The sequence below is a fragment of the Methyloprofundus sp. genome (genome assembly GCF_965251085.1).
In the GTDB taxonomy this organism is placed as follows: domain Bacteria; phylum Pseudomonadota; class Gammaproteobacteria; order Methylococcales; family Methylomonadaceae; genus Methyloprofundus.
In genome coordinates, this window is record NZ_OZ252594.1 from 783,242 (window position 1) to 796,100 (window position 12,859).

A 12,859-nucleotide genomic window follows, 5' to 3' on the forward strand; every position below is an offset into this window, starting at 1 on the left:
CTATACTTCGCGCGGTCACGGATGCGCTTGTATAGTGAGCTGGTTTTTGTCGATAGCAAGAGGCTGAAACTGGCGTATAGCTAGCTACGTAACGGTTTCAGCAACGTAGCTAGCGGTAAAAACTCAGCCGCTAGAAATTCGCATCCGTGACCGCGCGAAGTATCTCTCAGCATGCGTACCTATCGATTAATTCAATACTTCGTTATACATCACGATTTTCTACTTGTCTCTCCTAAAAACTGACTAACTAATGAGTAAACAGAATATATATGTCACCGGTGCTGAGCAGGGCAGTGGTAAATCTATCATTATGCTGGCTATGATGGATATGCTATTGGGTTATTCAGGTAAAGTCGGATTTTTTCGGCCTATTATCTGCACCAGTGAAGAAAAAGATGAGCAAATACAATTAATCAGACAAAGATACCATATTAATACGCCTTATGAGTCTATGTATGGCTGCCAAATCGAAGAGGCTCGAGACTTAATTAACCGTGATAAATACAATGAATTACTGCAGCGAATTATAAGTAAATATCGCATGCTTGCCGCGCAATGTGATTATGTTTTATGTGTGGGGCCTGACTATATGGGCAATGATTCAATTTTTGAATTTGATTTTAATGCAGAGGTTGCTAATAATCTGGGCTGCCTGATTATGCCAGTAGTGCAAGGACATGGACGTAATAATTCTCAGATTATTGATGCGGTTAACCGGCTAAAACATGCACTGATAGAATTTGATTGTGATTTACTCGCCACTGTTATTAATGGCGTCTATGCCCAGCAAGTGGAAGAGTTACGTAAACGTTTTAGTCATCAGCCTGAGTGTACTTTTCCCATCTACATCGTTCCTAGTGAACCCTCACTGAATATGCTGAGTATGGGGAATATTTCCCGCCAGTTAAATGCCAGGATTTTATCTGGAGATCAGCAAACGCTGAATAGACCAGTCAAGCACTTTAAAATTGCGGCCATGCAGGTGCCCGCTTTTTTAGAACATCTTGAAAAAGGTGACTTAATTATTACACCTAGTGATCGAGCCGATATCATTCTTGCTTGTTTAATGTCTTATCCTTCAACAAATTATCCGCAAATTTCTGGTCTATTACTGACCGGAAAGCAACAGACGGATGATCAGGTAATATCCTTAATAGCAGGATTGGGTGATACGCCGTTTTCGGTATTATCAGTTGATCTGGACACGTTAACTACGGCAATGCAGATAAAGGAAGTCAGGGCAAAAATATACCCGCAGGATGAACGAAAAATAGCTTTGGCGTTGGGACTGGTGGAAAGGAATTTAAATTATGATGAGTTAAGTCAGCGGCTTACAAGAAAGCATTCCGAACGAGTCACCCCCTTAATGTTTGAATACGAGCAAATTCAGCGTGCTAAAGCAAATATCCAGCATATTGTGTTAGCCGAGGGAAATGAAGAACGAATATTACGCGCAGCAGAAATTTTATTATTAAGGAATATTGTAAAAATCACAATTTTAGGTAATATTAGCGAAATTCAACAGAAAATTACTGCATTAGGTCTGCATTTAGACGAAATTATCATTATTGACCCGCTTAAATCCGAGTTGCGAGAGTTGTACGCGGAAGCCTACTTTAATCTTAGAAAAGAGAAAGGTATAACTTATGATATGGCTTATGATATTATGTCGGATGTTAGTTACTTTGGAACCATGATGGTGCATCTAAACCATGCAGATGGAATGGTTTCTGGGGCGGTTCATACGACGCAACATACGATACGCCCTGCTTTCCAGATCATAAAAACTAAGCCCGGGACATCCATTGTTTCCAGTGTGTTTTTTATGTGCCTTGAAGATAGGGTCTTAGTTTATGGGGATTGTGCGGTTAATCCAGATCCTGACGCCCAACAGTTAGCGGATATAGCTGTTAGTGCAGCACAGACCGCAGCCATGTATAATATAACTCCGCGTGTGGCAATGCTGTCTTATTCTACCGGAGAATCAGGCAAAGGAAAGGCGGTGGATAAGGTTCGTCAGGCGGTAATTATCGCAAAACGGGCTCATCCGGAATTAAAATTAGAAGGTCCTATGCAATATGATGCAGCAGTTGATGCCGGAGTTGCCAGGACAAAATTACCCGATAGTGAAGTGGCAGGGCAGGCTAATGTATTTATTTTTCCTGACCTTAATACGGGTAATAATACTTATAAAGCTGTGCAACGCTCCTCTGGGGCAGTAGCAATAGGACCAATTTTGCAAGGTTTGAATAAACCTGTAAATGACTTAAGTCGAGGCTGTACTGTAACCGATATTGTTAATACAGTCGTGATGACAGCCATACAATCTCAATCTGAAAACTAAACTAAAATAGAGGATATAAGCAATATGTTCCAATTATTACTTGATACAGCTGATGTAAAAAAAATCGCTGAAATAAATGAATATCTACCTGTGGCAGGTGTAACAACTAACCCATCAATTATGGCCGGTGCTGGTACAGGAGTAAATTTTGTATTGCCTGCTATCGTTGAAGTTTTAGGTGAAGATACGCAACTTTTTGTACAGGCATTAAGCACCACTGTTGATGGTATCGTAGAGGAAGCGCATAAACTCTCAGAGATGCCTTATAAAAATCTTACCGTAAAAATCCCTACTACCCCTATTGGCCTAGCAGCAATGAAAAAGCTACGCTCAACTAATATTCGTACTTTAGCGACAGCTATTTATACAGTACAGCAAGGTTTTTTAGCGGCACTCAATGGTGCTGATTTTATGTCACCTTATGTCAACCGTATTGATACACTGAATAATGATGGCGTAGGTGTTTGTGCGGAAATTCAGCACTTATTGAATGTCCATGATTTACCAACGATTCTTACACCAGCGAGCTTTAAATCAACGCAACAGGTATTGGACTGTTTAGCAACGGGTTGTGGTGCGATTACCTTGCCTGTTGACGTGATCGAGCAAATGGTTAATTTTCCGGCTGTACAACCTGCGGTAGCGAAGTTTAATAAAGACTGGTCAGCTGCTTTTGGTGATAAATTGTCATATAACAGCTAAGTGTTATAAACCGTGATGTAGGATTTTACCGGCCATGGAAGGCCGCGCGGTTGATGGATAACTACATAAACACTATTTTCTTAGCTATTAGTAGGAAGGCGATTTAGTAACAAATGGACTACCCTTTGAGTAATGTGTGCAAGACGCAGCAGCATGTTGCAAAAGAAATTCATAGTCGACTAGCGTTTGTTTTCTTGTAGAAGTTTGCTGGTTTTTCTAGGTTAATAGTAACTGATACAAAAAGAGCCACTGCGCTGTTAAATAACCTATGAAAGCAGATAAAAATTTCTCTATCAAAGTAAAATCAAAAACTGAACGACGAATCATGGAAGAGCCTGAGCTTGAAATGATATCGGAGTGGAATTTTAAAAAAATATCCTATGCCCTGCTCGTTCTACTAGTATTAGTTATTCTTCCCGCTTATTATTTTAGTAGTACAGATAATAGCGATTCAAAAAAAGTTTCCCCCTTAGAAGCAAAGTCTGATAATCAAGACATCGTTAAACAAGCTTCTGTTGATAAACTCATGTCAGCAAACACAACAAATAGTGTTATTCAAGAACCTGTAGTTGTAGAAAAAATTATCTCTGCACCTGCTACAAATCAAACATCCAATCTCAAACCAGCTGTTGATGTCGTGACAGAAACTGTGGCAGAGGTTCCCGAAAATAAAGCCCTTGTTGAACCACAAACAGATCAATCGACCATAGATAAGTCAGCAGAGAATACTGCTAACAAACAAGTTGAATCCGTAATCATTGAGGAAAATACAAAACAGAATGCTATTGATTTAAATCCTAATATTAGCCGAGCTCAACTTGCAGAAGGCATTAATAAGTTGGAGCCTTTTGGAAGCATTGAATTACCCATTCTTGTCGATACCAGTAAAGCATATAGTGTCACTTATTTCACCGAAGTGACTAATATGCAGGGAAATACAGTTTTTCATGAATGGTTAAAAGACGGTGAATCTATGTATAAGCGTAAAATTAATATCAGAGGCAATAGATGGCGAATTTCTACCAGTAAACTATTTCCTTATAATTCTACAGGCCAGTGGCAAGTCCGAATTACTACCCAGCAAGGTGATGTATTAAATAAAATTGATTTTTCAGTCGAAAAGAGATAAATATAATAGTAATTTTCATTATATTTGTTATAGTTAATTTGCAATGAATATTTTTAAGAAAAATGATATTCATTAAATAATTATTAATAGTATTTTAAAAGGTTAAATAATATGACTGATTTAAACAATTTATCTGTCAATGAATTACAGGCAATGATAGAAAATGCGGAGTCCGCATTAAAAAATAAGCAGGCTAGTCAGCGAAAAGAGGTTTTTGCACAGATTAGGGCATTAGCTGATTCAGTAGGGGTTACAGTAGAAATCCATGATGCAGGCAAAAAGCCAAAACGTAAAGGTGCAAAAGTTGCGGCTAAATATAGAAACCCTGATGATGCTAGTCAAACCTGGACTGGACGTGGCGTAATGCCTAGATGGATGCGCGCACTTAATGAAGCAGGACGGGATAAGTCTGAATTCCTGATTTAATTCGTTAGAGTACTGCAGTTTAAAAAGCGACCCTTAGAGTCGCTTTTTTTATGTTTATTATTTTTCTAGGATTATGTGGATACAAAAAGAATTCCAGCTAACAGCAAGGCCCAGAGGCTTTCATTTAATAACAAATGAAGTTTTACAAGCGTTTCCAGATATTAATCAAATAGAATGTGGGCTATTTAATTTATTTATTAAGCACACATCTGCTTCATTAACTATTAATGAAAATGCAGATGCCACGGTCAGAGCTGATTTTGAAAGTCATTTTAATAAATTTGTCCCTGAACGAGCGCCTTACTATCAACACGATTATGAAGGCGATGATGATATGCCCGCACATTTAAAAAGTAGTATATTAGGCGTTAGTCTAAATATACCGATTAGTCAGGGTAGTCTAAATCTCGGAATATGGCAGGGTATCTATTTATGTGAACACCGTAATCACGGTAGTAGCCGTTCTTTAGTAGCAACGCTGTCAGGTCAGGCTTATGAATAAAGCAATGCCCTTGGCTTATGAAGAATATGGTGAAGCGAATGCGCCTGTTTTAATAATATTACATGGTTTTTTTGCTTCATCAAGAAATTGGCGTCAGGTTGCGCGAAAATTAGCCGTAAATTTACATATCTATCTGCTTGATATGCGTAATCATGGTGATTCTGTGCATGATGCAATAATGGATTATCCAAGTATGGCAGCAGATATAGAGCTTTTTCTTGATACCCAGAAAATTGCTAAAGCAAATATTCTAGGCCATAGTATGGGAGGGAAAGCAGCAATGTGGCTAGCTTTATCACACCCCGAACGAATCAATAAGCTGATAGTCGCTGATATCGCACCTGTGAGTTATCGGCATAGTTTTGCTGATCTGATTCAGGCACTCCAAGAATTACCCTTAGAAGAATTAAGCAACCGCAAACAAGCGGATAGCTTACTAACAACAGCTATACCTGAAGCAAGCTTTAGGCAATTTTTATTGCAAAATCTGGTATTAAAAGAGGGTAAATACGCCTGGCGTATTGATTTAGATATTTTTGCCCGTACTGCAGATAATATTATTGCATTTCCTGATACTCAGGGTATTGAGGCCTATCTGGATAAGGCTTTATTTTTGGCAGGGGAAACTTCCAACTACATTGATCAGGATAGTGTTAATAAATTATTTCCTAATGCTGAAATTAAAATGATAGCTGGAGCAGGGCACTGGCTACATGCACAACAGCCAGAAGCGTTTTGTGATGCAGTAGATGAGTTTCTGAGTGACTAGGTGGAGGCTTTAGCTGAGAAATTAAATTTTATTTTACTACCATGAAGGACATGAAGATAATGAAGGAAAGCAAGCGGAATTATTCCCGAATACGCTTTCTTCAAGTTCTTCATGGTAATAACAATAATGATTCCCCTGTTATTACCATCTACATGCTTTAAGCACGGGACATATATTTCCCGGTCACGGTATTCACTTTTATGACTTCCCCAGTTTCCAGATATTCGGATACTTGAACTTCAATACCGGTGGGTAATACTGCGGCTGTTGTAAGTAAACAAGTAATCTTATCTTTGTTTTTTACCATGAAGGTCATGAAGGTCATGAAGTTAATGACGGAAGGTAAAGCAATATTATTTCGGAATATGGTTTCTTCAAGTCCTTCATGATCTTCATGGTAATATCAATAATGATTCCCAGTTATTACAACCTGAATGTTTTAAGCACGGGACATATATTTCCCGGTCACGGTATTCACTTTTATGACTTCCCCAGTTTCCAGATATTCGGATACTTGAACTTCAATACCGGTGGGTAATACTGCGGCTGTTGTAAGTAAACAAGTAATCTTATCTTTGTTTTTCACCATGAAGGGCATGAAGTTAATGAAGGAAGATAAAGCGATATTATTCCGGAACATGGTTTCTTCAAGTCCTTCATGATCTTCATGGTAATAACAATAATAATTCCCCTGTTATTACCATCTGCATGCTTTACGCACGCGACATATATTTCCCAGTCACTGTATTAACTTTAATCACTTCCCCTGTTTCCAGATATTCAGGTACCTGAACTTCAATACCGGTAGGTAAAACTGCGGCTTTGGTTCTTGCTGTAGCAGAAGAGCCTTTAATACCTGGAGCTGTTTCAATAATTTCCAGATCAACTGAGGCAGGGAGTTCTATGCCCAGAATATTACCATCTACTATCAAGGCGGTAATGCCTTCCAGGCCATCAGTGATAAATGCTGTCTGACCATCCAGTTCATCTTCATTCAATGAATACTGACTGTAATCTTCAGAGTTCATAAACACAAAACTTTCACCGTCATTATAGGAATATTGAACTTTGACGCGTATACAGTCGGCTTCTTTTAGAAAGTCATCACCTTTATAAGACTGATCCAGTTTTTGACCGCTCTTAAGGTTTGTATAGCGAATTTTATAGAGTGTAGATGCGCCACGTGAGGAGGGGCTTCGTGAGTCAACTTGCTTGACTGCATGGGGAATCTCATTGATTTCAATAATCATTCCGCGCTTTAATTCACTAGCTTTGGGCATATTAATTCCTTATCTGAAGAAGGTGGACATAGAGTCTGCCCACCATATCTAATTGGTTTAGTTAGTTTTTGCTTGAATAAAAGCTACAATCTGGTCTAAGGCAATTTCTTGGTTTTCACTGTCTGTGCGTCCACGATATTCGACCGTGTTGCTGTCCAGGCCTCGATCACCGAGTACTATACGGTGTGGAATGCCTATTAACTCCATATCAGAAAACATAAAGCCAGCACGTACCTTACGGTCATCAAACAACACATCGATTCCGGCATCACAGAGTTGCTGATAAAGCTTATTTGCAGCCTCACGCAGACGTTCGGATTTATGCATATTCATGGGGCATAAAGCCACGGTGAAAGGTGCTAATTTATCGGGCCAGATGATGCCATTATCATCATGACTTTGTTCTACAGCAGCAGCGACGATACGTGAAATTCCTATGCCATAGCAACCCATGGTCATGGTTTCGCTTTTACCGGTCTCATTAATGATATTGGCTTTCATCGCTGCAGTATAAGTTGTTCCCAGTTGAAAGATATGGCCTACTTCTATACCACGAACGATGCTTAATGTACCTTGGCCATCCGGGCTGGGGTCTCCTTCAACGACAGAGCGCAAATCTGCAACTTCTGTTGGTAGAGCTAAATCTCTTTCCCAGTTAGTGCCTGTATAATGTTTACCGTCTTGATTTGCTCCACAAACAAAATCAGCCAAAGTTGTCACACTACGATCAGCTATAATTCTGATGTTCAAGCCGATAGGGCCTATTGATCCGGGCTTGCATTGACAAGCGTCGATAACTTCAGTGTCAGTTGCAAATTCAAGTGGCGTAATAATGCCATCTATCTTTTCCGTCTTAATTTCATTAAGTTCATGATCGCCTCTTAACAAGAGTGCTATCAACGATTCATCCTCACCCCGAACAATCAGTGTTTTAAGGCATTGTTGTGCCGAAATATTCAAGAAAGAAGAGAGCTCTTCAATGCTATGCTGGTTTGGCGTGTCAACTAAAGTGAGCGCCTGGCTTGCGCTAGCACGCTCGCCGGAAGGCATAATAGCTTCAGCTTTTTCCACATTAGCGGCATACTGGCTATCCGTAGAAATCGCAATAGCATCTTCCCCAGAATCAGCCAGGACATGAAATTCATGAGAAACAGCACCGCCGATCGAGCCAGAGTCAGCTATTACCGCACGGAAATTAAGCCCCAGGCCATTAAATATATTGGTATAAGCCTGGTACATAATATCATAGGTTTCCTGTAAGGATTCTTTGCTGAGATGAAATGAATAGGCATCTTTCATAATAAATTCACGTGAGCGCATAATGCCAAAGCGTGGGCGGATTTCATCGCGAAATTTTGTTTGCACCTGGTAATAAGTAATAGGCAGTTGCTTATAACTTTTTAGCTCATTACGCGCCAAATCAGTAATAATTTCTTCATGCGTAGGGCCTAAGCAAAAGTCCCTGTCATGGCGGTCTTTTAAGCGTGCTAATTCCGGGCCATATTTTTCCCAGCGTCCGGTTTCCTGCCATAACTCTGCAGGCTGTAATGCGGGCATAAGGACTTCTAACGCACCTGCTTTTTGCATTTCCTGACGTGTGATCTGTTCAACTTTGCGCAGTACGCGTAAGCCTAAGGGGAGCCATGTATAAAGACCTGAAGCCAGCTTGCGTATTAGTCCCGCACGAATCATTAATTTATGGCTGGCAATTTCAGCGTCAGCAGGGGTTTCTTTAACAGTACTCAGGGGAAATTGTGAGGTGCGCATGTATCTTTATGAGGTATGTATAAATAAAAAGAACACCATTTTACCTAGGGGCTAACAGTTTAGCTATTTCTAATACGATAAAAAGCAGATTTTAAGGTATAAAAAACAAGATATTTTATTGGAACTTACTTATGGCCTACGAACTATTGCTGACTAATCTCTTTTGTAGCTTATTAGTCAATAAATTCTCAATTCGGGACCTGACCCTAATTTTCCTTTCCTAATTTTCCCTTGACCCTAATTTTTCTAATTTTCTCTTGATATATTTCTCTTTAGTTTGACTCACTTGGTTGATATTCCTTTCCCATTACGAAATTGAAGTCTGCTTTAGGCTTATACCTAATTTCCAATCTGTAATAGGGTTCACTTCTCTGTCGGTCATAACTCTGGCTACTCGAAATTGAACGCAGCATTGCCAGGCTTTGAATTTTTTTGTGCAATATTTCCCATTCTTTAGGAGAAGACGGATTTTTAGGCTCTATAAAGTAAAGCTGTACTTCGGGTTGATGAAAAATTATTTTAGCCGCTATGCCATGCAAATATTTTTCAAATTGAATGCTTGAGACATTGTCTTTAAGTGCGAGGGAAAGATCATTATTACAATCAAATACTTTTGTGTGTGCTTTATAAGTTTTAGCACAAAATTTAAAAGGCCCACTAGTCACAGTATAGTCACGTGAAATAATTTCCAGGTAGGCTGACTTACAATGTCTTTTTTTGACAAATTCAGGGGTAATAAATATTCTTCCACCCGAATATTTTTCTTTAGTGAAAGGCTGATTTTCTAGGTTTTCTTTATAAATATCATATTTTAATGCTGAGCCTACATCTTTAATTATCACTCGATTAACATCTTTTACATCCTTCCCTAAAACTTTGGCCTGGATATATAAATACGATTTTAAATTGCCTTCATCCGCACACCAGGTCTGAGCATAATTTATAGCCCCCGTAACATTTAAGCCAGCTTTTTTTTCAGACAATACATTAATAGATTTAGTATCAGTATAAACGTATTTATGCCTTGTCGTTTCGGCACGGGTGACAATTTGATATTTCCCCGTTTTTCTGGGTATAAATCTGACAGGAAAAACACCTTTGGCAGAAGCTGGGTCAGCTGCGTTTATATAGAAGGTTTTATCAAGCACTTCTTCTTTTAGTTCAAAATTATCAGGGATATTTTGGGTCACTTTGATTTCAGCAATCGGTATAAAATCATTCTCATCTGTGTAAATATCCGGTTCTACATGAAAGGTAATTAATGCCTCCGTACCAACATGATATTTTTCTTCTCCCTGTGAAGAAAATCTAAAAGCGTTGATCTCTCTGTAAATTGGATACGACTGACCGTAAGCCTTCTTTACAAAGTCCCAGTCAATGTCATTAACCTGCTTATCGCAATTGATATCAGAATTTCTAGTATAACGAGTGGGGTCTAAAGGAGTGCTAAAGCTATGCCCGACCATCCATAAATCAATATAATTTACAATTCCATCGTTATTTAAATCGGGTTTCAGAGCAGGTGCGCACTCCCACTCCCCAACGACAATAGAGGAATAAAACATCATCACAGATAAAAAGGTTAGGCATCTAACCTTCATATTTAATACCAAATCTCAACATCAATTTATTGAAATGTTTGAGGTAAAAAAGAGTCGTTAAAGGAATAAATAACACCATAATACCAGACAATAATACTTCAATCAGTTGTACCCAATGAGCAATGTTAAATAGCTGAAATATAATTTTTTCGGTCATCCCAAAACAAAGAAAAATGAGACCTATATTGATGATGTTAGCTATTTTTTTTGACATAAACCCACAACACACAAAAAGAAAAAGTGGGCATAAAAACATCAAAAAATTTTGTCCAGGAGTCAGGAATAAATTGAATAAGCGAATAGTTAACCAATGCATAAAAAACAATAATCGCAAAGCTTAGATAGCTGGCAAAATTTAATGAGCTATTCAGGTCTTTTTGGCTTTTACTATAAATAGGCAACAAACACGCGATAAAAGCCACGCATAATTGCAAATAAAGTATCGGCATCATATTGTACAAATGCTGATAAGGAGGATTAAACACGGGTAAGTCCCGTTGTAGTACAAAAAAAATGCATAAAAAATAGAGTATGATTAACGCATACTTAAATAATAAAAGCATTACCTTGGAGAAAATAGAACCCATTTGTAATCCCAATAATTTCCAGATAACAACAAGGAATGTTATCCCTAACAACAGGTCTGAAGACGTATAAAAATAATCAAACTGCTGCATTCCCATTGTCAACTACCCTTAATTCCCATAGACCAAAGAAATTCCGCTGTAAAGGAGACGAAAGAATGTGCTCGAGACACTTGTACTGTCACATAAAGCAACAGAACAGCGATAAAGAACGTTATTAATATAACTTTAAACTGCTTATGTCCAAATATTATTAAATAGCTTAAGTTGATACTTGTTAAAAGCAAGACCAAAAATCCTGAGAAAATATGAAAAAAATCATGTTGAGGCAAAAAATATTTTATAAGAACAAGGGGAACCAATATAGCAATTAATTTATACTTGTTCTTTACTGCACTAATAGTTCTTGTCATTTTAAAAACCTATCTATGTTTTTTTTCGTAAGATTACCCTAGAACATCGTTCAGCATTTACTTTTCATCGTCAACGTCTTCGTATTAAACTTGATCTACAATATCCAAACCTCATCAAAGCTAAAAGTATTGTGCTACCCGTTGCCATTATCCTAGAAACCTCAGTTGAGCAGGGGGTTTGTGGAAAATCTGAGGGCGAAAGACAAGGCGCAGCTAGCAGGCAATGGCCGTAGCCCTTGGCAATAGTTGTAACGCAGTATTTCGCGCTCAGATTTATTCACAAAACCGTGAAGCGGAGTCTGTTCACCCTGCAGGTGATAAGTTTTACGGTCATTATGCTTTATATTCAAATGCTTAGAGTGTTTTTTAGCGTTCAACTGAGGTTTTTAGGATTATGTAGTTTGGTAGGGTGGGCAACGCTTTTATGCCCACCTTGTTATCGGCAAAGGGTTGGTAAATATGATCTATGTTCAATTACCGTAGCAGCTTAAAACCACAGATTTTCAGGTAAATAACGCCATTCTCCTGGTAGTAATTTACCCATAGAAACACGACTAATACGCAAGCGCGTCATCGCGACTACGGTTAAACCTACGCCTGCACACATAAATTTAATCTGGCCTGAATGGATATTTTTTAGAGCAAAACGCAGCCGTGTTTCACTTTGCCAGCTGACTTTCGCGGCAGGCAACAACCAGCCATTTTGCTTCATCTTGTCGTTTAGTTTTTGCAGGCCATCGGGCTCAATTTCTCCGCTGACATCAACACTGTATTCTTGCTCGTTGGATTTTGCATCCTCAACCAGTTTACGCACGATTTTGCCATCTTGAGAAAAAACCATTAAGCCCGTAGCTCCCGGTTCAATAGGCACTGTCGGTGTAAGCCTTGCAAAATGGCGTTTAAGTACGCGAATACCAGAGCGGTCATCTTGCGTATGCGTCTCAGGTGTAATCAGTTTTAGCGGTGCTATGGGTGAGCTGAGATCAAATCCTGCAGGTAAATTTAACAACATAGTACGTGGCAAGACAGCGGTTAAAGTCGCATCCTCGTGTAATTCAACCTTTTGCTCTAGTATCTTAAATTGCGGCTGATCCACTACCACGCCATCAACCAAGACCCAGCCCCCTTCAATATACTTTTGGGCTTCACCACGGGAACATTTAATTAATGTGACTAAGTGCTTATCAAGACGTATTGCTTCGCTCATAAAATGACCACTTGTAAGCTTAAGCTTTTACTTAATATATTTTTTATCAATATCTTATCCATAATCTCTTTTCTTTAAAAAGTTCCTAATAACCAATATCCTTCAGCTAAGGAATGAGAGTTTAATAATACTCGA

13 protein-coding genes are annotated in these 12,859 nt (G+C 38.7%); 6 read left to right on the plus strand and 7 right to left on the minus strand.

The window, feature by feature from the left end; all coding sequences use genetic code 11:
- Positions 1 to 250 precede the first annotated feature (250 nt).
- From pta to ACQY3F_RS03755, 6 genes are all read left to right on the plus strand, one after another.
- A complete protein-coding gene (pta, locus tag ACQY3F_RS03730; protein ID WP_428353576.1) occupies positions 251 to 2,344 on the plus strand; it encodes a phosphate acetyltransferase in 2,094 nt (697 codons plus the stop codon).
- Between the two features lie 24 nt (positions 2,345 to 2,368).
- A complete protein-coding gene (locus tag ACQY3F_RS03735) occupies positions 2,369 to 3,046 on the plus strand; it encodes a transaldolase family protein (protein WP_428353578.1) in 678 nt (225 codons plus the stop codon).
- A gap of 268 nt (positions 3,047 to 3,314) precedes the next feature.
- Positions 3,315 to 4,175 (plus strand): DUF2914 domain-containing protein, encoded by an 861-nt coding sequence (locus ACQY3F_RS03740; RefSeq protein ID WP_428353580.1) that lies wholly within the window; start codon positions 3,315 to 3,317, stop codon positions 4,173 to 4,175.
- A 111-nt stretch (positions 4,176 to 4,286) separates the two neighbouring features.
- Positions 4,287 to 4,601, plus strand: coding sequence for an H-NS family nucleoid-associated regulatory protein (locus ACQY3F_RS03745; RefSeq protein WP_428353581.1), 315 nt, complete (start codon positions 4,287 to 4,289; stop codon positions 4,599 to 4,601).
- 73 nt (positions 4,602 to 4,674) lie between these two features.
- Positions 4,675 to 5,103 carry a secondary thiamine-phosphate synthase enzyme YjbQ gene (locus ACQY3F_RS03750; RefSeq protein ID WP_428353583.1) on the plus strand — a complete coding sequence of 143 codons (429 nt, stop codon included), beginning with the start codon at positions 4,675 to 4,677 and terminating at the stop codon, positions 5,101 to 5,103.
- Positions 5,096 to 5,872, plus strand: coding sequence for an alpha/beta fold hydrolase (locus ACQY3F_RS03755; protein ID WP_428353585.1), 777 nt, complete (start codon positions 5,096 to 5,098; stop codon positions 5,870 to 5,872). Before ACQY3F_RS03750 ends, ACQY3F_RS03755 begins: the two co-directional genes overlap by 8 nt.
- 157 nt (positions 5,873 to 6,029) lie before the next feature.
- Here the strand turns inward: ACQY3F_RS03755 and ACQY3F_RS03760 are convergent, their stop codons facing one another.
- The 7 genes from ACQY3F_RS03760 to ACQY3F_RS03790 all read right to left on the minus strand — a co-directional run bounded on the left by ACQY3F_RS03760 (position 6,030) and on the right by ACQY3F_RS03790 (position 12,724).
- Positions 6,030 to 6,197, minus strand: coding sequence for a hypothetical protein (locus tag ACQY3F_RS03760; protein ID WP_428353587.1), 168 nt, complete (start codon positions 6,195 to 6,197; stop codon positions 6,030 to 6,032).
- Positions 6,198 to 6,311: 114 nt separating this feature from the next.
- Complete coding sequence (locus tag ACQY3F_RS03765) at positions 6,312 to 6,512, minus strand: hypothetical protein (protein WP_428353589.1); 201 nt, start codon at positions 6,510 to 6,512, stop codon at positions 6,312 to 6,314.
- Between the two features lie 73 nt (positions 6,513 to 6,585).
- A complete protein-coding gene (gene efpL / locus ACQY3F_RS03770) occupies positions 6,586 to 7,152 on the minus strand; it encodes an elongation factor P-like protein EfpL (protein ID WP_428353591.1) in 567 nt (188 codons plus the stop codon).
- A gap of 57 nt (positions 7,153 to 7,209) precedes the next feature.
- Positions 7,210 to 8,919 carry a proline--tRNA ligase gene (locus tag ACQY3F_RS03775; RefSeq protein WP_428353593.1) on the minus strand — a complete coding sequence of 570 codons (1,710 nt, stop codon included), beginning with the start codon at positions 8,917 to 8,919 and terminating at the stop codon, positions 7,210 to 7,212.
- 272 nt (positions 8,920 to 9,191) lie between these two features.
- Positions 9,192 to 10,532 (minus strand): dockerin type I domain-containing protein, encoded by a 1,341-nt coding sequence (locus ACQY3F_RS03780; RefSeq protein WP_428353595.1) that lies wholly within the window; start codon positions 10,530 to 10,532, stop codon positions 9,192 to 9,194.
- Between the two features lie 182 nt (positions 10,533 to 10,714).
- Positions 10,715 to 11,005: a hypothetical protein gene (locus ACQY3F_RS03785; RefSeq protein WP_428353597.1), complete on the minus strand. Its 291-nt coding sequence runs from the start codon at positions 11,003 to 11,005 to the stop codon at positions 10,715 to 10,717.
- Positions 11,006 to 12,004: 999 nt separating this feature from the next.
- Positions 12,005 to 12,724 (minus strand): rRNA pseudouridine synthase, encoded by a 720-nt coding sequence (locus ACQY3F_RS03790; protein ID WP_428353599.1) that lies wholly within the window; start codon positions 12,722 to 12,724, stop codon positions 12,005 to 12,007.
- Positions 12,725 to 12,859 lie beyond the last annotated feature (135 nt).